The sequence below is a fragment of the Bradyrhizobium yuanmingense genome, from assembly GCF_029167105.1.
GTDB lineage: Bacteria > Pseudomonadota > Alphaproteobacteria > Rhizobiales > Xanthobacteraceae > Bradyrhizobium > Bradyrhizobium yuanmingense_A.
This window is the reverse complement of sequence record NZ_JARFML010000054.1, coordinates 1-24,059: the sequence shown is the minus strand read 5'-3', so window position 1 is coordinate 24,059 and position 24,059 is coordinate 1. Positions and strand designations below refer to the sequence as shown.

General features: G+C 59.1%; 17 protein-coding genes and 1 pseudogene. 6 read left to right on the top strand and 12 right to left on the bottom strand.

The features are described 5' to 3' along the window. Positions 1-1,005 precede the first annotated feature (1,005 nt). The 3 genes from P0R31_RS37860 to P0R31_RS37850 all read right to left on the bottom strand — a co-directional run bounded on the left by P0R31_RS37860 (position 1,006) and on the right by P0R31_RS37850 (position 7,608). Positions 1,006-4,083, bottom strand: a complete 3,078-nt coding sequence (locus P0R31_RS37860; protein ID WP_275520163.1) for an efflux RND transporter permease subunit — start codon at positions 4,081-4,083, stop codon at positions 1,006-1,008. A gap of 1,424 nt (positions 4,084-5,507) precedes the next feature. After that, positions 5,508-6,527: a PDR/VanB family oxidoreductase gene (locus P0R31_RS37855; RefSeq protein ID WP_275520160.1), complete on the bottom strand. Its 1,020-nt coding sequence runs from the start codon at positions 6,525-6,527 to the stop codon at positions 5,508-5,510. A 10-nt stretch (positions 6,528-6,537) separates the two neighbouring features. Beyond that, complete coding sequence (locus P0R31_RS37850; RefSeq protein WP_275520158.1) at positions 6,538-7,608, bottom strand: aromatic ring-hydroxylating dioxygenase subunit alpha; 1,071 nt, start codon at positions 7,606-7,608, stop codon at positions 6,538-6,540. A 169-nt stretch (positions 7,609-7,777) separates the two neighbouring features. Here P0R31_RS37850 and P0R31_RS37845 point away from each other — a divergent pair, with 169 nt between their 5' ends. Then, positions 7,778-8,737 (top strand): LysR family transcriptional regulator, encoded by a 960-nt coding sequence (locus tag P0R31_RS37845; RefSeq protein ID WP_275520156.1) that lies wholly within the window; start codon positions 7,778-7,780, stop codon positions 8,735-8,737. A 299-nt stretch (positions 8,738-9,036) separates the two neighbouring features. Here the strand turns inward: P0R31_RS37845 and P0R31_RS37840 are convergent, their stop codons facing one another. Together P0R31_RS37840 and P0R31_RS37835 are read right to left on the bottom strand one after the other, a co-directional pair. Beyond that, entirely contained in the window at positions 9,037-9,237 is a 201-nt protein-coding gene (locus tag P0R31_RS37840) for a hypothetical protein (protein WP_275520154.1), read from the bottom strand. 582 nt (positions 9,238-9,819) lie between these two features. Continuing rightward, positions 9,820-10,749 (bottom strand): TauD/TfdA dioxygenase family protein, encoded by a 930-nt coding sequence (locus tag P0R31_RS37835; RefSeq protein ID WP_275520152.1) that lies wholly within the window; start codon positions 10,747-10,749, stop codon positions 9,820-9,822. Between the two features lie 248 nt (positions 10,750-10,997). On the opposite strand from P0R31_RS37835, the gene P0R31_RS37830 reads away from it, so the two are divergent. Then, positions 10,998-11,378, top strand: coding sequence for a hypothetical protein (locus P0R31_RS37830; protein WP_275520150.1), 381 nt, complete (start codon positions 10,998-11,000; stop codon positions 11,376-11,378). A 25-nt stretch (positions 11,379-11,403) separates the two neighbouring features. Next, positions 11,404-12,722, top strand: a pseudogene (locus P0R31_RS37825) (LLM class flavin-dependent oxidoreductase). Positions 12,723-13,013: 291 nt separating this feature from the next. Here P0R31_RS37825 and P0R31_RS37815 read toward each other — a convergent pair. The 6 genes from P0R31_RS37815 to P0R31_RS37790 all read right to left on the bottom strand — a co-directional run bounded on the left by P0R31_RS37815 (position 13,014) and on the right by P0R31_RS37790 (position 18,622). Next, on the bottom strand, positions 13,014-13,328 hold the full coding sequence (locus P0R31_RS37815; RefSeq protein WP_157286179.1) for a hypothetical protein: 315 nt from the start codon (positions 13,326-13,328) through the stop codon (positions 13,014-13,016). An 806-nt stretch (positions 13,329-14,134) separates the two neighbouring features. Then, on the bottom strand, positions 14,135-14,584 hold the full coding sequence (locus tag P0R31_RS37810; protein WP_275520148.1) for a hypothetical protein: 450 nt from the start codon (positions 14,582-14,584) through the stop codon (positions 14,135-14,137). A 16-nt stretch (positions 14,585-14,600) separates the two neighbouring features. Next, positions 14,601-14,801: a hypothetical protein gene (locus tag P0R31_RS37805; protein ID WP_275520146.1), complete on the bottom strand. Its 201-nt coding sequence runs from the start codon at positions 14,799-14,801 to the stop codon at positions 14,601-14,603. Positions 14,802-15,641: 840 nt separating this feature from the next. Beyond that, a complete protein-coding gene (gene panC / locus P0R31_RS37800) occupies positions 15,642-16,520 on the bottom strand; it encodes a pantoate--beta-alanine ligase (protein ID WP_157286199.1) in 879 nt (292 codons plus the stop codon). A gap of 2 nt (positions 16,521-16,522) precedes the next feature. Next, positions 16,523-17,404 carry a 3-methyl-2-oxobutanoate hydroxymethyltransferase gene (panB, locus tag P0R31_RS37795; protein ID WP_157286180.1) on the bottom strand — a complete coding sequence of 294 codons (882 nt, stop codon included), beginning with the start codon at positions 17,402-17,404 and terminating at the stop codon, positions 16,523-16,525. 1,023 nt (positions 17,405-18,427) lie between these two features. After that, a complete protein-coding gene (locus P0R31_RS37790; protein ID WP_275520143.1) occupies positions 18,428-18,622 on the bottom strand; it encodes a hypothetical protein in 195 nt (64 codons plus the stop codon). 467 nt (positions 18,623-19,089) lie between these two features. On the opposite strand from P0R31_RS37790, the gene P0R31_RS37785 reads away from it, so the two are divergent. Both P0R31_RS37785 and P0R31_RS37780 read left to right on the top strand, forming a co-directional pair. After that, entirely contained in the window at positions 19,090-19,455 is a 366-nt protein-coding gene (locus tag P0R31_RS37785; protein ID WP_275520141.1) for a Nif11-like leader peptide family natural product precursor, read from the top strand. A 46-nt stretch (positions 19,456-19,501) separates the two neighbouring features. After that, positions 19,502-21,034, top strand: a complete 1,533-nt coding sequence (locus tag P0R31_RS37780) for a radical SAM family RiPP maturation amino acid epimerase (RefSeq protein WP_157286182.1) — start codon at positions 19,502-19,504, stop codon at positions 21,032-21,034. A gap of 196 nt (positions 21,035-21,230) precedes the next feature. Here P0R31_RS37780 and P0R31_RS37775 read toward each other — a convergent pair whose 3' ends face one another. Beyond that, positions 21,231-21,440, bottom strand: coding sequence for a hypothetical protein (locus P0R31_RS37775; RefSeq protein WP_157286183.1), 210 nt, complete (start codon positions 21,438-21,440; stop codon positions 21,231-21,233). A gap of 288 nt (positions 21,441-21,728) precedes the next feature. On the opposite strand from P0R31_RS37775, the gene P0R31_RS37770 reads away from it, so the two are divergent. Continuing rightward, the gene (locus P0R31_RS37770) at positions 21,729-23,708 is read left to right on the top strand and encodes a RiPP maturation radical SAM C-methyltransferase (protein ID WP_157286184.1); all 1,980 of its coding nucleotides are present in this window, start codon (positions 21,729-21,731) and stop codon (positions 23,706-23,708) included. Positions 23,709-24,059 lie beyond the last annotated feature (351 nt).

Below are 24,059 nucleotides of genomic sequence, written 5' to 3'. Positions count from 1 at the left end.
ACGCGTGCGTTTTGAAAATGCATGCCGCACAGACACCCGCAGGAGGGACAGCACTCGTTGATCTCAAGATTAGCCCATTTCGTGCTGTCGCCAGTACTCGACGGACAAAAGAAGCCCGACCACTTTTGGCGGCCGGGCTTAAGTCAGTCTCGGAAGGAGCGACGCTGTTACACATCGCGCCAGCTTCCGTCGGCAGAGGGAGGGCTCCTGCCGACGGTCGAATTGCGGCGAGGGCATTCGCCGCTAGCTTTAACCACAGAAGACCAAAATCCAGTCCAAATGAAATCTGGCCTTTTCGTTCGACTGAATCAGGGCTCAAGGAATTCGGCCTGATACTCGTCGCTACGAAAAATATGGCGACCGACCGCAGCCCTTTGCCCGCCGCTGCGAACCCGCGGTGTTAGGCGAGAGACCACCTGGAAACGTCGCCGGACCGTACGAGCCCGTGGCTAGACGCGACGTACACCGGCAATGTTTCTCCCCGCGAAGGCAGATCGATAACCATCCCGATACGATCGTCGGCTGTTTTCTTCCGATGTTATTGCTATGCGACATCCTGCAAAGTTGGTAAAATCGATTGTATTGATGGGCGGCATCTACACGGTGGATCATTTCGCGGTCGTTGGCATTTTGTGTTTAGGGATGCGCATACCCTAGCACCGCCTGTCAGGATCGAACTCAATCTGCATAATGAGTGAAAAGGCTCTTGCAAGCGGTGAATCACGGGGGGCATCGTCAGCTCCACACGCAGCGGTCGTCTCGCACTGTAACTTCCGAAGCTATTGGTCATACGCTTCGCGCTCGACCGGCCTGCCATACTCTCCGCGAGCAGCGATAGATCGAGACGAGGCGCCGCAGCCGCAGATCACCTTTCGTGTCCCTCCGCGCCACGAATTGCAACCACCTCAGGATGGTCACGCCTCGGATAGACGAGCAGCCCCGTTACCTAGAGAAGCAACAAGCGAACGCGGGTTTATCATCAGGGGTCATCACTGGCGAGGTGGATCAGCTGACTATGAGGTCGAGCTCGGCGGCCTTCTCGGGGCGCGCACTCGCGTCAGGTCTGTGATCCGACGCGATCGCGACATAGACCGCCGGCAGCACGAATAACGTGAACAGCGTGCCGATAGCAATGCCTGCTACGACCACCAGCCCAATCGAGAAGCGGCTCGCGGCGCCAGCACCCGTTGCCGTCAATAAGGGAAAAAGGCCCGTGACCATGGCCGCAGTGGTCATCAAGATTGGACGGAGTCGGACGCGCGCCGCCACCTCGATGGCCGAGCGACGATCAAGTCTCTTCTTGATCTGCATCTCATTGGCAAATTCGACCATCAGGATACCATGCTTAGAAATCAGCCCGACCAGCGTCAGCAGTCCGACCTGAGTGTAGATGTTCATCGTCGCCGCGCCAAAAAATAGCGGAATTAAAGCGCCGACGATTGCCATCGGCACGCTGACCATGATGATGAGAGGATCGCGTAGACTTTCGAACTGCGCTGCAAGCACCAAGAAAATGATGATGAGTGCAAACGCAAAGGTGATGGCAAGTTGGTTACCTTCCCGCACATACTGGCGGGCATCGGCGAGAAAGTCGTGGTTGTAGCCTGCGGGCAGTTCCTTTGCCATCTCGTCCAGGAAGTCCACAGCTTGACCGATCGTGACGCCGGGCATCGGTACGGCTTGGAAGGTTGCAGAGTTGAGTTGATTGTAGCGGGTGAGCGCGTTGGGATCGGTCGCAGTCTCAATGGAGACCACAGTTGACAGGGGCAGCATCGCGCCCGTCGCAGCTTTTACATAGAAATTCCCGAGTGATTCTGGGGTCAGCCGGTGCTCACGCGGCACCTGCGGGATCACCTGGTAGGAGCGTCCCTCTAGGTTGAAACGGTTGACGAAGTTTCCCCCAAGTAGGGTCGCGAGCGCGCTCCCGATGTTCTGCATGGTGATGCCTAGGCCATTGGCCTTAGATCGATCTACCCTGATTCGCACCACTGGCTGGTTGAACTCAAGGTCAGAGTCGCTGACCATAAACAAACCGCTCTGGCGCGCGGCATCCTTCAACTTCGACATTTGTTCATAGATGGGTTGGAAACCCTGCGTCGAGTTGATCACCATTTGCACCGGCAAGCCGCCTGAACCGCCCGGAAGTGGCGGCAGGCTAAAGGCAAATGCATTAATGCCTTCATTCTTGGACAGCTCCGCCTGCACTAACGACTTCAGCGCGAGCGATGATCGTTTGCGCTCGTCCCAAGGCTTGAGCAACATGCCGGCCATACCGCCCTGCGCACCGTTGGTGCCGTTAACCACGAAACGCAAGTCGGTCTCGGGAAACTTCTGAAACGCTTTGTCGACCTTGGCGCCGTAATAGTCGAGATAGTCGATATTGGCGTATTTAGGTGCCTTAGTTAGTACAAAAAGGATGCCCTGATCCTCCTCGGGGGCGAGTTCCTTAGATGTATGCATATAAAGAAAGCCGACGAGGCCTAGCATAGTCACCGCAAACAGACCGGTAATCGGGCGATAGTCGAGCGATCGATCGAGTTTGCGGCCGTACCACTGTGTCACGGCGCCGAACATGCGATTTACGAATGTTGCAAACCGCCCCTCCTCAGCACTCTTCAGCAAAACCGAGCACATCATCGGCGACAGCGTCAACGCGATCACGCCGGATACGATCACCGACCCCGCCAACGTAAACGCGAATTCACGAAATAGCGCACCGGTGAGGCCGCCGAGAAAGCCTATCGGCACGTAGACAGCGGCCAGTGTAATCGTCATCGAAACGACCGGACCGACGATCTCGCGCGCCCCTTCCTTTGCGGCCTGCGTCGGCGTCGCTCCTGCTTCCAGATGGCGATGAATATTCTCCACCACGACGATCGCGTCGTCGACCACGAGACCGATCGCAAGCACCATTGCGAGGAGGGTCAGGAGATTGAATGAAAAGCCCAGTGCCAGCATCATGCTGCAGACGCCGACGAGCGACAGCGGAATGGTGACGACAGGGATGATGACCGACCGCAGCGAGGCGAGAAACAGAAAGATCACCAGCACAACGATAGCGACGGACTCAATAAGCGTCTTCTCCACCTCAGCGATCGACGATTGAATGAATTTTGTGGAGTCGTATGCCACTTTCATTTTCACCGATGGCGGCAGGTTACGCTCGATTTCTGGAAGCAATTCCCGAACGCCTCGCACGATGTTCAACGGATTGCCTTGCGGGCTCGCCTGCACGCCGATAAAGATTGCGTGCTCGCCGTTCATAGCGACGCTGACGTCCGCGGTCTGTGCAGCAAGCTCAGCTGTTGCGATGTCCCCTATGCGAACAAAGCCGTCTTCTTTGGCTTTGACCACCATGTTCTTGAACTCGTCGACACTTCGCAGATCTGTATTGGCCGTCACGTCAGAGACGATGAAATAGCCCTTAGCCTGTCCGGCCGCGGCCTGGAAGTTATTAGCTGTGATTGCAGCCGAAACATCAGCTGGAGATACGTCGTGTCCCGCCATTCTCGCGGGATCGAGCCATAGCCGCATCGCAAAACTTTGGCCGCCCAGAATGTCTGCGGCTGCGACGCCGTCTACGGTGGACAGAACCGGTTGTACCACGCGCGAGAGATAGTCGGAGATCGCGCTGGCCGTCAGTTCTTCGCTTGAGAAGCCGATATACATGACAGCTGTCGTCTGACCGGAAGATTTGGTGACGACCGGATCGTTCGATTCCTTGGGGATTAAATATCTGACCGAGTTGACCTTCGACAGGACCTCGGTGAGCGCCTCATTTGGATCGAAGTTGAGTTTGACGTAAACCTGGATCGTCGAGGTACCGAGCACGGAGGAGGACGTTATGTAGTCGACGCCCTCGGCGGAAGCGACAGCTCGCTCCAACGGAGCCGTGATGAACCCCTGAATCATGTCAGCGGACGCGCCTGGATAAGAGGTCGTGATATTGACGACCGTGTTCGATAGCTTGGGATACTGTCGAACCGGCAAAACGGTGGCCGCGCGAAGACCTATCAGCAGGATCAGAAGACTGACCACAACAGATAAGACCGGACGTTTTATGAAAAGCTCGGTAAATGCCATCGCGACGCTCAGATTCAGAAGACTAATTCAGTTCGCAAGCAGACCCGGGCCACCGCCACATTGATAAATGCGGCGACTGCCATTATGCCCGCACATGAGGAAAGACGGATCACTCGCTCTAAAAGTTCGTGTTGATGGGCCGCACGCGCTCCCTGGGTTCATCGCCCGGTGGCCAGCTCGAAACACTAGAGCAGAGCGCCTGAGCAAATCCGAAGAAAACGCTTAGAAACCAGCCCGGCCGCATCAGCCTTTATCCAAAGTTCATCGGCATCAGGCTTCTGCAGGCACGAAAACGAGCGTTGATAGAGCCCCAACACGAAGGTGGGTCCGCCTAGTTCTATCACCTTCGTGCTCACGCCCCATTGGCAGTTAACAACGTCCACCAAACGCATCAAGTCAGATTCCGGCTTGGTGCCGCACGTCGAGTTCAGATGATTCCGCTTCGACGTCGAAAGTACAAACAACTCGACAGCTGTCTCAACTCTACAAGGGTTCGCGGGCGATATAGAATAGGTCGCTAAACCTATACCAAGGTTTGCCGACAAGAGATGCGCCAGACTTGCGCTGTGCCAATAGAATGGTCTCACAGATGGATGCTAACGGCCACTGCCGATCCTGGTGGGCTGCGACAATCCAACGTGAACCGCTCGTCGAGCGGCTAATCAAGGAAGCGCTGACGAGCACGACCGCGAGTTCGCGGTCGTCACATTGTCGATGGCCTCGAGCAGGTATGTTATCCTTTTTTGGTCGGCCTGGGTTCTTTGCTCGCTAGGTCTTCTGACTGGCGGTCGAGCGCCCTCTTACAGCACAGGTCGCTTTTACTCCGCTTCCTCTCTGCCCTATCTTGGGTGTGCTTCCTGCACCGTTCACAACAATCCATTGTGATCATGATGCACAGTCCTGCCAAACAAGCGTTGCCGACGTTCACCCGCTCGAGCAGCTGCATCAGCAGAGGTGGTGCTGAAATGCTGGAAACTTGGCCGTTCAAGTCGGTAGCTCACTTTTGTGGCCGCGGATCTGGATTAGAGCAGACTGCTCCTGTACCTGCTTTGGCGTCTTCCGCTCATGGACTCGGTGAGTTTTGACAAAAGCCCGCCATCGAAATCGCCGTCGCGATTGCGCTTTGTATAACGATTGTGTCAGTGTAACACGCCTTCGCTGGATTGTGCACGACCTTGGACTAATGTCGCGAATTGTTCGGAAAGCGCCGCCATCCTCTACCCAAGCTTTCATTTCTGATACTGATCTCCATCAGTGTCGACGGCGTTTGTCGTCGCAATTCGTCTCGATCCGCCATCAACTCTCCAAGAGCGGCGGGTTTCTTGTAGCGTTCCTTCCCGACCGAGGGTGAGCCGCATGATGGAAAAGGCCGCAGTCGAGAGATTGCTTGCGCCGTGATCGGCGGCGCGTTCGTCGCGCGTGGGCTAGCGGGGGTCTTGCGGACCTACACCACGCGCGGCATGACGCAGGATCCGCGCTCGATCGGGCGTATCGAGGGTTAGACTACCGCTCGCCGCGCGCGACACACAGGTGCATAGCTTGCTGTTCGTCGCCCGCTCTTCACTGCTGAAGAACACGTCACGATGATCGACCTCCGCCGACGCCTCCAGGATCGGCAGCACGCAAAGGCCGCATTCTCCGCGCCGGCAACCGAAGATCATGTCGACGCCAGCATCTTCGAGAACCTCGAGCATGGAGCGATTGGCAGGAACGTCAATTTCTAGACTCAATCGGGGAATCGTGATTTTGAACGGCGCGTCTGCAATGTTGCCCGCATGGCCGAACGTCTCATAGCGAAGGTGCGCTTCGGGTCGGGCCGCCTCGCGCCATAGGCGCTTGACGGTCTGCAACATCCCGAACGGGCCACACACATAGAGCTCACCCTGCGCGTCGAGTTGGCTGATCTCGTCGGCGACGTCGATGCGTTGTCCCTCTTCACTTATGAAGAGCTGAAGGCGTTTGCCGATATAGCGAGCAAGCTCGTCCGCGAGCACCAGGTCGCGACGGCTGCGCGCGGCATATAGCAGACGAAAGTTTGCGTCCGTTTGCTTCAGCGCCAGCGCAATCGGATAGATGGGCGTGATACCGATGCCGCCGGCCACCAGCAAATATTCCGACCGGCCGTAGCTCAATTCGAAGCTGTTCTTTGGCTGGGAGACCGTGAGCCGTTCACTCGCCTTGAGGCGCCACATGCCGACAGATCCGCCGCGGCTCGATGCAACGCGCTTGACGGCAATGCGATAGAGTCCGTCCGCAGAAGGACCCAACAGCGAATAGCTGCGAACCTGCAGCCGTCCGTCGATTGGCATGAGGATGTCGATGTGACTGCCGGGCGTTGCCGTCACCAACAGGCGGTCTGGAGCGATCTCGAAGAGCCTCACGTCAGGCGTGAGTTCGCGCGTGGCACAAAGGCGTGCGCTAGTCCATTCGATCGGCTTGGCCATCTTTTTTCGCTCACTCGGCCGCAACGTTTGCGATGACATTGGCCTGTTCGTTTGTTATCATCCGGTCGATCAATCGTCGTGCCCATAGGGCGCCGGCATCGATGTTGAGGTCATAGAAGGGTGTGCGCGGGTTCTTGTCGATGGCGGCCTGCTGCGCTTCCAATATTCTGTGATCCTGATCGTAGACGCCTGCTCCACCATTGACGTGGGCAAGCTGAAGCTCTTTGGTCAGCTGCGCATCACCCTTCCGATAATCTCGGACGAAGTTCCAGAAATAGTGGCAGGTTGCTTCAGTTTCTGGCGTGATCGCCGCCAAGAACGCGCCACTAACGCCCTGCGAGCGGTCGCCTTGCGGGGCGCCCGTATTTGTCAGCGCCACCCCGACGTCGCCAACGACAACGGACGGCGCCTGGAACGTCACGACCTGCCAGCGATCAACACGGCCCGGCCGCGCAAGCTGGCGCGCCCATAACGGAGGCGGCTCGATGTCGATCATCCAGCGCGTCATCGTTGCGGTGTCGTCGGTGTGTGTCACATCGAAGGGCGCGGCCGTGATCGCCTCGTCGCCGATACTGCCGGCGTGCACGTAGGTCTCGTGCGTGAGATCCATGAGGTTGTCGATCACCAAACGATAGTCGCATTTCAGCTGGTAGAACGTGCCGCCCTCGCCGACCCATTGCTTTCCGTCGTTCCAGTGAAAATCCGGAATTTTGGCAGGGTCCGCGAGCGCTGGATCCCCGGGCCACAGCCATACCAGGCGATGCCGCTCGGCGACCGGATAGGCACGCACACAGGCTGACGGATTGATCGTCTTCTGCGCGGGCATGTAGGAGCAGCGCCCGGCTGAATTGAAGACCAGCCCGTGATAGCCGCACATGACGTCGTCGCCCTTCAGGTGTCCGAGAGACAACGGCAGCAGCCGGTGCCAACAGGCATCCTCTAGGGCTGTGATGAGGCCGTCGATGCGGCGGTAGAGCACGACGTTCTTGCCGCAGATGGTGCGGGCGGACAGATCGCGGGCTATCTCGTGGGACCACGCGGCCGCGTACCAGGCGTTGAGCGGAAAAGGTTTGGCGTTCATGTGGCAGCTATCTCCATGGTTTGGCGATGGTCACGGGCTTGCCGTCTAAACTCCCATTTTCGAGCAGATTGCGTTGGCAATAGCTCCCGGACAATCGGACAGAGTTGATATTCCTTATCTACTCTTTCGATAGGGTGTTGCAGTTTTCCGCCAGGAGGATCCTGAAGAGATGGCAAAGGATTGGGATCCACTCGCGATTGATTTTGGCGCGATCCGTACATTGCGCCTGGTCTCGGAACTGGGTTCGTTTTCGAAGGCTGCTGACGCGCTCGGCACGAACCAATCGACTATCAGCTACACAATCGACCGGCTGCGCGCGGCGTTCCACGACAAGCTATTCGTGCGCCAGCGCGGCGGCATCGCGCCAACGCCCCGATGCGCCGAAATCGTCGAATGTGCCAGCCGCATGCTCGAAGCCTTCGAGGGCTTGGTGCAGCCTGCGGATTTCGATCCCGCCAGCGCGTCCGGGCGGGTCACTATCGCCTGCAACTATTACGAACGCTCGATCATTCTGCCGCGCACCATTGCGGAGGTCAGGCGCCGGGCGCCCCGACTGGTGTTGGAGATCAAGGCGGCGCGCGCCAAAGGCACGGTGCATCTGAAAAACGGTGAAGCAGATCTTCTGGTCGGCCCTTACAACGTGCATGAGGAGAGCTTCTATCACCGCCACCTGCTGGACGACCACTATGTGTGCGTCATGCATCGCAGCCATCGGCTCGCGGGCAGGAGGCTGCGGGTGAACGACTATGTCAACGCGAGCCACGCCGTCGTGACCTATGGCGGCACCTGGAAGTCAGGGTACCTCAGAGAACTCGATCAACGTGGTTTATCGCTCACCCAGGTGGTTGCGATACCGAGCATTTCCGATCTCACGCACATTCTCCCCGCAACGGATCTGATCTCGACGGTGCCAAGCCGCATCGCTTCGAACATCGCCAAATCCGTCGTGGCGACATCGTGTCCCTTCCCTGAGCCGTTTCAGATCGGCATGACCTGGACGAGCCGGACCCATCATTCCGCGGCCCACCGCTGGCTGAGACAACTCATCGGCCGAATTGCCCGCAGTTTGCCGTACAAGACCGCTCCCGCTGCGCCCTCTGGGCGCAGGGGCACCAATGCCAGAGTTTGAAGTGCCGCCCCGCGGGACGCGGGCGTAGTCCCAGGAGCGCCAAACTTCTCGATTTGAGCCAGTCGAAGGCTTGGCTGGACCCCTTCTCGGCGAACTCGGTGGCAGTCCGATCGGGGCGGCTGCGACAGCGCGCGAATTGGAACTTTGCCGGGCGGCAGGCCTTCGAGCGCGGCATGCAGACGTTTTCCAGCGTCTTCATCGCGTCCACCCTTGCAAGGATAAATGGAGGCGGCGCCAATCGAAGAGGCTTCGAACAGGTTTCGCCGGCGGACTACATGGAGAACGAAGCCCCACCAGGACTAATCTGTCAGCGGCATCAGAATCCGGCGGCCGTCGAAGGCGATCAAGCCAGAAGGCGGGATGGATAGGTAGATGCGGCTAACACCCTCGCCGACATCTACCGACCGGCCGCCGCCCGAGACGAGATCAATCTGCGGCCAGCTCGCGAGATTGACTTCGGCCTGCAGCGCCAGCTCTGTGTCGGCTTCGATCGCCGTCACGCATCCTAAAGCACCCGTTCACCGCACCGTGTTGAGGTGCTCAAATTGCGCGCCGAGAATCTGGGCATCCCATCCCACTATTCAGGTGTACGGCTCGCATCGATCGTCACGAGAACGTCATGGTAGAGGCTGCGAAGGTCGTTGTCGGAGATCAGCAGTGCGTCGTTGTACCGGTCCGAGAGGATGAGCCATGGCCCGGGGCCGGCAAATTGACCGCGCGGAACAGACGCAAATGCCTCGATCGGCTGGGCCGAGGGACCCACGAGCGACGCGGCATCGAATGTCGATATCACCGGTCACCACCGTCTGGATGTCCTGCGGGCCGCTGATGGTGTTGCCGACCCATTTCAGCTTCAGCGGGGCGAGATAGCCGAGGTCGTCGGCGAGCTCGATGAACGTCACCTGCCCGGCCCAACCCTGGTAACGGATCTCAGACTTGTCGAGCGGCGGCTCGGCGAAGGCAAGCCGAACGTCAAAGCGCCGGCGAGCAGCAGCCGAGCCGCCTTGCGCGCGGTAAGCTGCCGCGCGCGCACAAAGCGAAACAAAGAGGTCATTCTGCTAAATCCTGTCGCTGATGCGGGATCAGGCGGCCTTGGCCGTCTGCGGTTTCGACAACTTGATGCGGGTCACGCTGCGGCGGCCATCGACGCTGAGCGGCACGTCGCCATCAATGGTGGCGCGGCGGACGACGCGGTACTGATCGCCATAGTCGTTGACCGCGTAGTGCTGGGTCGCGCGGTTATCCCAGATCGCGACGTCCCCGGCCTGCCAGGTCCAGCGCACGGTATTCTCGGGTGCGGTGATGTGGGACTGGAACAGATCGAACAGCTTTTGTCCGTCATATTTCGGCAAGCCGACGAACCGCTGGACGAAATTACCAAGCAGGAGCGTGCGCTCGCCGGTCTCGGGATGGACACGCACCACCGGGTGCTCGGTCTCGTAAATGGTGCCGGTGAAGACTTCGTCGAAATGTTTCTTGTCGGCCTCCGTCGCGCGCGTCTTCACGGCATAGTCATAGGCGTTGCTGTGGACCGCCCAGAGTTCGTCGGCGAGCTTGCGCAGCGGCGCCGGCAGGTCGAGATAGGCAGCCGCCGTATTCGACCAAACGGTGTCGCCGCCGAACGGCGGGATCACCACGCCCCGCAGCACGGAAATTTTGGGATAGGCGTCCACGAAGGTGACGTCCGTGTGCCACTGGTCGGCGCGGCCGCCGCCGCGTCCCGAATCCAGCTCCAGGATCGACGACGTGCCCTTGGTCGCCCCGACCGTGGGATGCGGCACCAGCTTGCCGAGCCTGACGGCGAAGCGCTCCTGCTCGGCATCGTCGAGATGACCCTGGTCACGGAAGAAGATCACCTTGTGCTCGAGCAGCACCTGGTTGATGGCGCGGACAACGTCGTCGGACAAATCGCCCGACAGCTTGACGTTCTTGATCTCGGCACCGAGCCGCGCCGCGCGATTTACGATCTCGGCGCGGGGAATGGAATTATCGATGGTGGTCGTGTTGCTCATGATTGTGGTCTTCCCTGGGATGGTCTGGACAACGCTCCGCCATGCGCAGGTCACACCGGCGGCGGCGAGTGATGGGATGTTTCTGATTTAAGTCCTGAGGGACCGCGATGTGCGACGTTGGCTAGATGATCGGCGGCACAAGCGTCCCGGAGGTACAGCTCTCCGCGATCGGACCGGCACAGCACGGCGTGCACGGCGCAGATATCAGTCGGGCTGCTTCGTGAACGACGAGTGGATCGACTTGCAGCATGGTGAACGACCTCGTTTGGACGTTGCAGATCGTAAGAGCGAACGCGATCCAGTCAATGAAACGAAACCAGCTTTGTTTTTACCGCCAGGCAAGGATCGCGTCGCCGATCACATCGACACGGAAATATTTAGGACGATCACAGCCTGGGCGAGTGCTTAATGCGCTCGGAGCAAGCCAAATCAAGCTGGCCGGCGCAGAAAATCGCCCGATTTGCGACATCCTCTTCATCAGCACGACGTCACTCGTCTCCGGTTGGCAGCGCGTTCACAAGCTTCATTCTCGCTTCGCTCATAACAACGCAAATCCATTTCATCGACAGCTTTGCGAGCGCCGACATAGACTCGACCGACGCCGCAAGCGCGGCACCCACACGCTGTAACGACCAGAGATTTGCGAGCACGCCCATGAGCAAACGCCAATTGTCCCTGAACTTCTTCATTTATCCGGACGGTCATCACGAGGCTGCCTGGCGCCACAAGGCATCGGCCACTGACCGCATCCTCGACGCCCAGCGCGCCGAAGCGCACAAGTTCGACGCGGTGTTCTTCGCCGACGGGCCGGCCCTCGCCGACAACGTCCGCTACGCGCAACGCTTCCGGCTGGAACCAATCACGCTGCTCGCCGCGATTGCCTCCGCCACCAAGCGCAGCGCCTGATCGCAACTGCGTCGACCACCTATACCGAGCCATATAATCTGGCGCGGCTGTTCGCCTCGCTCGATCATATCAGCGGCGGCCGAGCGGGATGGAACATCGTGACGACGAGCTCGCCGCAGGCGGCGCAAAACTTTGGCCTGCCCGAGCATCCGCCGCACAACGAACGCTACGAGCGGGCGCGGGAATATCTCGATGTCATCACGCGGCTATGGGACAGTTGGGAAGACGACGCGCTGGTCAACAATCCCGTCTCCGGCATCTTCGCCGACACCAGCAAGATCCACACGATCGACCACATCGGAAAGCATTTTCGCGTGCGCGGGCCGCTCAACGTTTCGCGGCCGCCGCAGGGCCGGCCGGTCTATGTGCAGGCCGGCTCGTCCGAGGACGGACGCGCCTTTGCAGCGCGCTTTGCCGAGGCCATCTTCACCGCGCACCAGACATTGGCGAGCGCGCAGGAGTTTTACGCCGATATCAAGGGCCAGGCGCGCGCGTTGGATCGCAGCCCCGACCAGATCAAGATTTTGCCCGGCATCTCGCCGTTCATCGCCAGCACGCAAACCGAGGCCGACCGGCTTCAAGAGGAGTTCGACGCGCTGATCCAGCCGGAGTTCTCGCTGACCCAGCTCCGCCAGATGACCGGGCTCGATCTCACCGGCTTCGATCTCGACAGCCCCTTCCCGCGCCATCTGATCGACATTAAGGGCGCGCATGGCGTGGCGAGCCGCTTTAAGCTCATCGTCGACATCCTCGATCGCGAGAAGCCGACGATCCGCCAGCTCGTGCAGCGGCTCGCTGGCGCGCGCGGCCATTGGGTGATCGCCGGACCGCCGGAAAAAATCGCCGACAACATCCAGACCTGGTTCGAGAACGGCGCGGCCGACGGATTCAACGTCATGCCGCCCTTCCTGCCCGGCGGCTTCGATCTGTTTGCCGAACACGTTGTGCCGATCCTCCGCAAGCGTGGCCTGTTCCGCCAGGACTACGCGGGCAGTACTCTTCGGGATCACTATGGTTTGAGCCGCCCGACGAACGTATTCTCGCGTTCCCTTCAAGCGATCGCATGATCGATGGAAGGCAGTCACGACTTGAGCGGCGCGTGCCTTTCCTTGGGGCGGATGCGCGCAGTCCTGGCGGTCACATACTCAATATCGGCTTCACAGCCATCGAGACGAACCAACTCGCATCGCCGAAATGCCAGCCCTGTCTTCGAGAGTAGCAAGAAGAAGTGCCTAGATCTGAGCACGTCTGGTGCCCCCTCGATCAGAAGGCGAGCCCCTGTTTCCGACGCCTCGATGAGGACGCAACTGCGCCACCATCTTCCATCCGCCCCCAGAAGAGCCACCCGGTGTTCATGTTCAAAGTGAACGCGCCTGACTAGCCATTTGCTTCGAAGCATAAACATCACGCCACTCGGCGGCGCCTTCAATTGGGTCAATAGAGGAAGTGGAGAGCTGCACGAAGGAGAATATCTTACCGCCCCAGCCCGGTCGGACGAGGCCTTGCATCGACGATGTCGAAAAGGCTTGCCCAGACGAGCCAGAGCGAACTACTCGAATGAAATCATGCTCGCGCATGAGTGTCACAGTTACCTGCCCGCTTCGAACAAAGGGCAGTTTTTCTTGCGGTGAACGCACTTTCTTTACCGTCTCCGGCCGCACAATTTCGTCCATTGCGCGCCAAAAATGCATTTTTAAGGCACCATGTTCGACTACTGAGACGTAGCAGGACACGAATCAACATTAGTTCTGCCACAGGCGCCCATGGCCGTTTCAACCAGCCGGACGTGATGCGCCGCGGCCTCATCTCAGCAAGCGGTGATGGATCCATGGATCGCTAGATAGAGTGGCGAGTACATCCTATGAGTTTGATTATGACTTCCCACGATTTGCAGCGGGTGGACGAAGAGAGTTTCGAGTAGCATTCAGCAGAATGCGATGACGCCGGTCAGCGCGCCTTAGCCGCAGTTCTGGCAGGAGCAGGAGAGCTTTGAAGACATGCTGCTAATCTGGGGCACTTACGTTTTCACTCAGATTCGAAGAAAGATTCGACGGCGGGCATCGAGAAAGGTCGACGATCAGCAAAGCTGTGGAAGGCCTTGAAACAGGCATCCGCGCGAGCGCCGCCCCTGCTCCGCTCGAGCGCGTGACGGTACCCCAAGACATTTCGGGTTGAATTGCGATATGGAAGTTGGAGCTTGCCGTCGGTCCGCACGGCCGACGCCTTCGAATGCCTCAGTCAAGACGCTGGCGTGAAGCGCGCAGCAGACGATGTAGCGGGACTCGCGCCGCGTTTGGGCGCCGGCGTCCGCTCGGCCCGCGATTTTGACCAGGCCAATGTGACTTGAAACTCGAAGTGTGCACGCCCGCTATGCCTCAACAAGGCGAACCGGCAAGACCCAAGCAGTTGCCAATTGAGCTAAGTCGATACAACCGCTACCTGCTATGAGGCCGCCGGCCATACTGCAACATTTTCGGACTCACGACCGTATTGCACGTCCACTTCCAGCATTGAGAGGGGATAGCCGTCGTTTAGTGGATCGTCGTCCGTCGATCTTAGCCGCAGCCGGAGAAGCCGCGTCGGCTTTGAAGGGCTCTATTGCAGCTAAGTTCTCATCGGCAGCAGCGCTGGTCTCCAGAGGAGCCCCGTGCTGATCTATTCGCGCCCGTGTGCCAGACGGCCTCGCTTCCATCGCTTCAAGGACCGCCCTGCCATGGTTCGTGATGCGCCAACCTCCATTGATGCGCTCGATCAATCCTTGCGAAAAGATGTCGAGCCCGGGTACACGCGCCCCCATTCTCTTCGTGCGCTCAGCCCATTCCGGCCCGCTCGTAGCCAAAATGGCCATGTCCCGCTTGAGGTCGGACATGGATGCGAACCCGTCCGGGTAACTGACCAGAATCTTCAATACTGTGACCTGGAAATTCACCGCAGGACCGCCGAGACTATCGCCACATCGTTGGTGCCGAGCGAAGTGCCTCCACGGCCACCTGTTTCAGCCGCTCTGCGGTAATTACACCTTTGCCGGCGGCCTCGAGCATCTTGGAGGCGACATGGGCGCGAAGTCCCGTCTCGCTGCGGGGGAGACCCTCGCAGACCTCGTCGAGAACGGCGCGCAGCAGCGTAGTCGTGGCTGGATCCAACACTCTGCGACTCCGAGATGTAAGGAGATCAATAGCACGAAAACACTAAATGCACTTGAATGACGTTCTTTCAGACCGAAAGTCTAACCGAGTATACATGCACCGCAAAGTTTGCCCTGTGGGTAGGTTGCTGGATATCTGAAGTCTCCTGGTGAACGCGCTACGTCCCTGCCACGTCAGCACGGCGCAACGGCCATCCTGCCGAAATTCAGCGCCAGCCTAACACTATTTGATGATTTTCGCCGCGATCGATATGCAAAGTGCCTATAGGATTGTTCGGCAGCCGCGTACGAGCTTCGCTATACCGCACTCAGCTATATCCTCCACTCCCGAGCAGGAGGGGCATCCGGGCACGAAACCGGGCTTCGCCGCGCATAGAACAAGATCGTGCCCGCTTGAGGATTGTTCATACTATGAGATTTCCTTGAACGCCCCGGACGGAGCGGGTGATGTACGGCTCGCAAGCGATGGATGGCTCTCGACGCAATCGAGCAGCCGCGAGCTGTGAAGCGGATTGGACTCTGTTATGGTCTGAGCGCACCGATCATTTCGTCTTACCCCGTCCGATCAGGCGAGCGGCTAAGGCGATTGTTGCCACATTCTGGGCTTGCCCAGCTCATGGCCGATAAAATCGTTGGAGAGTGTCGATGAAGCGGACGCAGCAAAGATCAGGCGCCAGCACCTCCGCTCCGAAAGCGCCCGCTCGATCGAAAACAAAGAAGCTGACAGCTACGATGAAGCGTCGCGCGCTGAAAGTGCAAAAATCGAAGCTGCCTGCTTCACCATCTCAGTCACAAGCCCTTGCGATTGACACGCGCGCTGCCTCCGACTGACTCTGCGCTGCTAGCTCGCTGAAGCTTGGTATCGACCAGCATAGCCATCCGGATTAAGCACAACATTGTCGATCAGCCGGGTCGAGCCGACATAGGCTGCTACACAGATGGCGGCGGGACGAGACACCCGGTTTGTAACTGACTCGAGCGTTTGGGCATCTACAATTTCCAGGTATTGCAGCTCATCGACGTTCTCAATCGACCGCCTGGCGCGTAACAGCAGCCGAACGGGATCGCGCTCTCCTGCCCGAAAATGGGCCTGTGCCTCGAACAGGCCTCGACTAAGCGAAAGGGCCCGCTCGCGTTCGGTGGCGCTGAGATATCGATTCCGGCTGCTCATTGCGAGCCCGTCAGGATCGCGAACCGTCGGCACAGTGACGATCTCGATCGGGAAGTTGAGGTCGGATGCTATCCGCCGGATCACCGCGCACTGCTGAAAGTCTTTCTGTCCAAAGAACGCGACATCCGGCTGCACCATGTTAAACAACTTCGAGACGACCGTGGCGACGCCGCGGAAGTGGCCGGGTCTGAAGGACCCGCACAAGGGCCGAGCCAGCGCACCCGGTTCAACAAAGGTACCAAACTGAGGCGGATAGACCTCCTCCGCCTGTGGTACGAAGAGGATGTCAACTCCTGCCGCGCGGCATAGCTCTTCATCGCGCGGGAAGTCGCGAGGATAGATGCTGAGATCTTCCTTCGGGCCGAACTGAGTGGGATTGACGAAGATGCTGACGACGTTGGTGCTACACCGTGTCCTGCTCGCCTGGACGAGCGCAAGATGCCCATCGTGCAGATACCCCATCGTGGGCACGAAACCGATGCGACTTGCTGGGTTGCGAGCTTCCGCCAAAGCCAGGCGTAGCTCGCTAACGGTGGTTATGGTGCGCATGGTCACTGTGGTCTGGCCATCTTGCGAGGTACCCAGTTCGCGATGAGATCCTTCAGGGACTCCGGCAGGCGATAGGATTCTTGGGCAGCCGGGAACACCCCCTCACGGACATCGGCAGCCCAGCGAGAAAGCGCCTCCTGCAACAGATGAAAGCCATCGGAATATGCTCGCACGAATTTCGGCCGATGCCCTTGGATCAAGCCCACCACGTCATGAAAGACGAGCACCTGCCCCGAACATCCCATGCCGGCGCCGATCCCGATGGTTGGGATTGTGAGCGTCTCCGTGGCCCGCGCGGCCAGCTCCGCCGGTATGCCCTCAAGCACAAGGGCAAAGCATCCGGCCTCCTGGAGGCGGTGCGCATCCTCAAGCAGCTGTATTGCATCATCGCCTGAGCGCCCCTGCACCTTGAAGCCACCCATTACGTTGACGCTCTGGGGAGTAAGCCCGAGGTGTCCCATCACTGGAATTTCGCAGTCGACCAACGCGCGAACCATATCGAGCCGCTTTTCACCGCCTTCGAGCTTGACGGCATCGGCGCCGCGCTGCAGGAAGCCGCCTGCGTTGCGGATGGTTTCCTGAGGGCTGATATGAAAGCTGAGGAACGGCAGATCCGCCACGAGCAAGGCGCGAGGCCGCGTGCGCGCGACCGCTTCCAGATGGTGGTTCATCATCGACAAGCTGACTGGCAGGGTATTATCGAAGCCGAGGCACACGTTGCCGACACTATCCCCCACGAGGATGACATCCACGACGGGATCCGCGATATGCGCCGTCACGGCATCATAGGCGGTTGTCATCGTGATACGCCGCTCCTCATTCTTCAATTGCTGAAGAAGGGGAATCGTAACCTTGGCGCTGGACGGTTGCGGTTTGTCGCTCATCTCACTGCTGGTCCGTCTCCTCGCCCGCATTTTTTCGAGCCGGCGGTTGGTAGGCGAACTTAAACAGATTGGTCAACCGCTCCGCAAAGAAAGAAAGATTTTTCTTCAGAGCGCGTAGCGGCCGGCCGAACATTCCAATGATCGCGCAATCATCGTGCCGTTAATTTGCGGTTGGATGCGACGGCGGCCACTTCTTAAGGCCTTGAGTCAGTCACCAAGTCTCCGTAAGTCTTTGCGCGCGGGGATCGAAGCCGCAGGGCCGAGACGCACAGCGGCTCGGTTCCGAGCGCCCGATGCGGCGAAGGCCGCACGCGCGCCGGCGAACGATCGGTTCAATTCAAATCGGATGATCGCAATTTTCTTCGCCCGCATGCGTCTGCGCGTCATAGATTCTGATTTGAAGCATGGCAAAACACTCCTTCAGTTCTTCTCCACCTAGCCGGCGCGATCTCGGCTTAAAATTCGTTTTCTCGTTGCCATGCGCTTCAAATGCGCATGGACCGCTAATTTCCCGGTACGCCGGCAGGCACAACAACCGCGCGACCGCGCTCATCCGCTCGCTTGGACATGCCTGAGGCCCAACTCTAGGCTTGCGCTTCGCTCGCCGGCCGTCGCAGACGGACCTACCAACGGCGATGGTCCGGCCGACAAGTAGGATCATCCGACCAGGACAATTGGTGACGCGAGACAATGAATCCTGTCGCTTACCAGTCCTCCTTTTCCTTCCGGAGACACATCACGAGGGGCCCGAACGCCTATAATGATTTTCACCGGACGAGACGAAAACTCCTGTTTTCTTAGCTTATCGCGCGGTCACCCCGGAGAGCGATACCTTTGCGTCCGGCAGTTGTTACATGGGATCTCCACCCCGACTTTCCGTGCTTGGCCACCGCTTCCTTATGCGGGTGACGATATCCGAACACGCGCTACTCGGCACGCGCAAGGAACGTAATTTCTCCAGCGAGTGGATCGGCACCTCGCGCCAACCGAAGAAGGCGTACCGGCTGCTCGTGGGCGGTGCGATCAGCTCAGCTGCGGGCGTCGGCGTGCCAGCCCCCGCAATTCGATAAACTGATCAACAGCGGCGAGCCGCGCATTGACGAACACAACCTCCTGGTCGCGCGACGAACGCACGCGCGGGAGCAAGGCGCGATGCTCTGCCAAAGGCCCAACGCGGCGATCGGAAATCGCATCGGGATGCCATCGGGTGACGATCATGGCAGCGCTCGAGGCCTCGCCCGACATCACCATCGATGAACTGCGGCACAGCTTGAGCAAAAAAGGCCTATGCTTTGGCTATGGCACGAGTGCCACAGATGCGACCATGATCGGTCGTCTTTGCAGTCCGAATCCAGAGCGGGGCATTCAAGCCTCGTCAAGCAACTTGATGATCAAGGTCGCACTAACTATCAGCAACGTCCGAAATCGTCGATTCCCGTGTTTTGATATCGCCCCAAGCCGCTGCGTTTGCATACTGACAACGAAACCTCTTCCCACGTAGTGGGCCGATTGTCAGTTCCGCAACAAAATGTCACTAAGTGGACGATACGCACGGTCAGAGAAAGCGAGAATCAGCAATCTTCAATTCGGCACGCCGCTTGCCTTCTTCACAGCGTCGGCACCGATCGCTTGTGAGCCCGTGATGGATGATTTGGCGACTTTGAGCAAAGGCAGGGAGACTGGCTGTGTCGCGAACTGACGTAGAGCGATTCGTCAACGATCTCGGGAGCGAGGATGGTCTGCTTGAACGCATAAAGCCAACTGCTACCGGCCTTGCATCGATTGTCGCGATCGGAAAGAGCCTCGGCTACAGTTTCACACTTGATGAAGCTAAAAGTTGCATTCGAGCCCGACAGAAGTTGACGACTAAACGGCTCGCCGGTGGGACTTTCTATTCGAGTGACACGATCTCGACCAGCGCTGTGCAGGCCCTTGCGGAGGTGGCCACGAGCGGCGCGGAAGCCGCGGCAGCGGCCTCTGACCGCGCCACCGCAGTTGAGCCCGTTGCAGTTGTTGTGGTTGTTATTGTTGCGGTCGCGGCCGAGGTCTGACCTGCCTTTCGCTCTGACCGCATCGGCTGGTTGACGGAGGCGATGAATGACACACGCTGCCGCCGAGCACTACCGACAGATTTTTGACCGGCGCTCCCCGGAGCAACTGCGCACCCTGTCGCACCTCAAACGCTTCATGGAGCGGCTAGTCGGTGACGTGGAGTTCCGCAGCGCACTTGCTGAGGCAATCGCCACCCCTCGAGCGGTAACAGAGCGGTACGGCATCAAAGTGGATCCAATGGAGGTGCTACCGCTCTGGCGCGGTGGCTACCAACAATACCGCTTCAAGCCGGAGTCTGCGCCGTGGCCGCTGGCTGTGATGTGGGATGAGTATCTCCGCGAGATGATGCGTCATCGCGATCTCTTGCGCGATGAAGGCGAGATGTCAACGATCAATCCTCGCTTTCATGCTTGGCGCGAGCGGCAAATCCGGCGCTGCAATGATCAATTGGGCGTGTCGGCGGCAGCGCTCACGCACCCCATAATCGCCTTCGAGCTAAGCGAAGGCTGCACCGTCGGCTGTTGGTTCTGCGGCCTCTCGGCCAATCGCTTCAAAGGCTATTACGACTATAGCAAAGAGCATGCAGCGCTTTGGCGGGGCGTGGTTGGTGTCGCGAGCGAAATGTTTGGTTCGGCAGTCCGCACGGGTTTCTGCTACTGGGCCACAGATCCTATGGACAACCCACACTACGACCGCTTTCTGTTCGACTACTATCAGATTACGGGCGCGTTACCGCAAACAACAACGGCAGCCCCACTCAAGGATCGGGCACTCACCAGGCGCGTGCTCGGGCTCTTCAATCTATATCGCACGACGACGAATCGTTTCTCGGTGCTGAGCACGGCACATCTCAATCAGATTCACACGGCGTTTTCGCCTGAGGAGTTGCTAGGAGTCGAACTCATCCTGCAGGGCAACGAGGCGCTGACGGCAAAGGCCATGGCCGGGCGCGCACGCGAGCGGAAGGAGAAGCTCAGGGGCGCTAACAAGGACCGTGCAATCGCCTTTCTGGAACGCAGTCACACGACAATCGCCTGTGTTTCCGGCTTCCTCGTAAATATGCGGCAGGGGCGTTTACGACTGGTGACGCCGGTGCCGGGTAGCGAGCGCTGGCCTCTCGGGTACCGCATCCTGGGCGAAGGCTTCTTCAGCACGCCTGACGGGTTCCGGGGCGCGCTGCAGAGCATGATCGAACAGCATATGCTCGAGAGCCCAGCCCATGATCTGCCAATCCGCTTCCGCAGGGACCTGCAATACAAGGCAGGGAGCCGGTACTTTCATCTTCGCTCACGCAACATGGAACACCGCGTGCTCGACGACATCGCTCCGATTTCCGTCGGCCGTTTGATCGCGGACGGCAACTGCACACTGTCGGAGCTGGTTTTTCAGGTCGCAGCTGACGGAAAAACCCTCCTTGGGGTCGCCGACTTGCTCGATCAGTTGTACATGGCCGGCCTGATCGAAGAAGACCTCGATGATCGCTTCATCTGGCAGACCGGTGACTGGACGACGAGTCGCGTCCAAGGGGTCAAACACGCGGGCTCCCGCACGGGTGCAGATTGTGCCGATTCGCATTGAGGTACTACTTAGCCTCAAGCAAGGCAGCATCCCAGCATCCAGCAGTGCTGAGCGCGGTGACAAGCCGCTCCGCATCCACGGTCCGTGGCTTCGTGGCATGCACGACCGAGGTGACCACAGAAGCCGAGCGGACTTCCGAGCTTGCGGCTTCGAGGCACGCCTCATTCCCGGGCATCAGCGGTGCAACACACGCTGTTCAGTCAAGAATGGCTTGCCCCGTCCAGTCGTCAATCAAATGGTTCTGCCAGACGACAGTGCCCCTGGTTCCGGAGAGGTCGTCGCTCTTGCGGCGCGCCACTGCAACTTGCACTGGCGGTGATCCTGGTAGCGAACGACGACGCACCTGAAACTTTGATAGGTCCATGTGAATGACGACTTCAATCCGTTCATCGATGATGAAAACCAACGAGTCGCACTCGAGCGTGGCGCCGCTCAATATCAAGAGCGGAGCCGCGTGTAGGCAATTGTTCACCACTCGGCTCCAGCACTCTCCTTGTTCATGCCGTCCAGTCGCCGGGGGGGGGGAACGAACGCGAGGCGGAAATCGTGGCTCGAAGCGGGCTGCGCAGTGGCGGAATCAGCCGACTTCATGTTCACGGCTCCAGTCAGGAATTGCGCAGGAGTTCACTTTGCCGTCCGTCGCATGACTATGGCAGGGCGAACGCACCTGTGCGCACATCATGAATAACGTGGCATGATTATGAGTATCGATGTGCCAATCGTCCTCGTCAACATGCCTTTGTCGGCAGTCGAAAGGCCGTCGCTGGCGCTTGGTCTGCTGAAATCAGCGCTGACCCAGGCTAGACTGCAATCCACCATAGCATATGCAAACATCTGGTTTTTAGAATACATAGGCATCGCCGACTATGGACTTCTTGAGAATTGCCCGCCAGAGGAGGCATTGGTTGATTGGCTGTTCGCGGGCGTTGCTTTTCCCGACTTCGAACCCGAACAAAACGCCTTCCTCGACCTCTATTTCGAGCGCAACCCCATACACGCAGGCAAAGGTATGGCCGAGCGTCGCGCGAATTTCCTCAGGCTGCGCTCGCTTATCGGCGGGTTTATCGACTGGACGGCTGACAAGATACTGGAGAAGCGGCCGGCTATGGTCGGGTGCAGTTCGACCTTCACCCAGCATGTCCCCTCGCTCGCGTTGCTGCGCCGGCTGAGCGAGCGCTCACCTGATCTTGTCACGCTCATGGGTGGAGCAAACTGCGAGTCGGTAATGGGGCGGAGCACTCACGCGCGGTTCCCATGGGTCGACTATGTCGTGTCAGGCGAGGCCGACGCACTGATCGGCCCGCTGTGTTGGGACATCCTCAATCGCGGCAGAGATATTCAGCCTGCTGACCTGCCATTTGGCGTTTTCGGTCCGAGGCATCGCGAGGCCGGCTATCCCGCGGCGTCGACGCGCGACTTAGTGCCTCGCGCAGTGATCGAGAACATGCATGACCTGCCGCTGCCGGATTTCTCGGACTATTTTGCGGAGGTCGAGGCATCGCTCTACGCCGATCGCATCCATGCCGGGCTGCCGATGGAGTTCTCTCGCGGCTGCTGGTGGGGCGAGCGCAGTCATTGCATGTTTTGCGGGCTGAACGGCGGGTCGATGACCTACCGCCAGAAGCCCGCGGGGCAGGCCGCAGCGGAGATGATTGAGATGTCGGCGCGCTACGGCTCGTCGCGCATCGAAGCAGTGGACAATATTATGGCCATTGATTACCTTGAAAAGGCGCTGCCTCACCTCACCGCGCTACCCGAGAAGCTCGCGGTTTTCTTTGAGGTCAAAGCCAACCTGAAGCGCCACGAAGTGGAGAAGCTGGCTGCCGCCGGGATCCGCTGGATTCAACCGGGTATTGAGAGCCTGGATACTCGTGTTTTAAAGCTGATGCGCAAAGGAACGACCTCAGCGCACAATGTTCAGCTCTTGAAGTGGTGCCGTCAGTACGGCGTGCGGGTCAGTTGGAGTTTATTGTGGGGCTTTCCCGGCGAGAGTGATGCATGGTATGCGGAAATGGCCTCTTGGTTGCCGTTGCTGCATCATCTGCAGCCGGGACCTGCGGTACGCTTGCGATACCAGCGCTACAGCCCCTATCATTACACAGCCGAGAAGCATGGACTGAAGCTGCTCCCAGCCGCCCCCTATCGCTACGTGTATCCGCTGTCGGAGCGCGATCTCTCGGATCAGGTATACTACTTCGAAGACAGCGAAGACAACGATGTCGGCGGCCATTTCACAACGCGCGACGCTAACCGCCGCCCGGGACTAAATGCCGTCGCCAAGGGCATGAATGCCTGGCTGAAAGCCTGGTGCGGGCCGAGCTTCTCTATGCTGTCGATGCAGGACAACGGTGACGAAATCATAGTCGAGGACACGCGAGCCATAGCAGTCGAGCGCGAACACCGCGTCAGAGGCCTCGAGCGAGAAATTCTTCTGGCCGCGGACGAAGGCTCGCCTGAAACCCGCCTGCGCGAACGGCCGGGCGCGGATGTAATGCAGGGCGAGATTGAGGCGGCGATAGCTGACATGATCGCCCGCAAACTGATCGTACGGCTTGACGCGCGGTTGGTTGGGCTCGCGTTATGGCATCCATATACGCCAATCCTTCCTCCGACTGCGTTTCCTGGTGGCTATCTCGACCGACGCTCCACCCCAGCAGCCCCCCCGCGCAAATAAGGAACACTGCGGTGTGCACTTCGCAAGGTCGCACCTGTCGCCGGTATCTTTGTCGGCGCTCGCGCCGGTCTTGTCGCATTGTTCGCCCGCGTCGTTGAGCACAATCAACGGCGCCGAGCCCCAAGCTCCAAGATATTATGGTTTGAGATGTTTGGCCGAAGCGGCGGCGATAATCGCGCCAACCTAGTGGAGCCGATAAAGTTTATGCGGCGTACGGTGGGTGGGTGCTGATTCCGCTCGATGTCGCCCACCATTCCGGAATGATCTCGCCCACCATTCCGATTTGATGTCGCCCACCATTCCGAGATGATCTCGCCCACCATTCCGGGATGATGTCGCCCGGGGTGACGA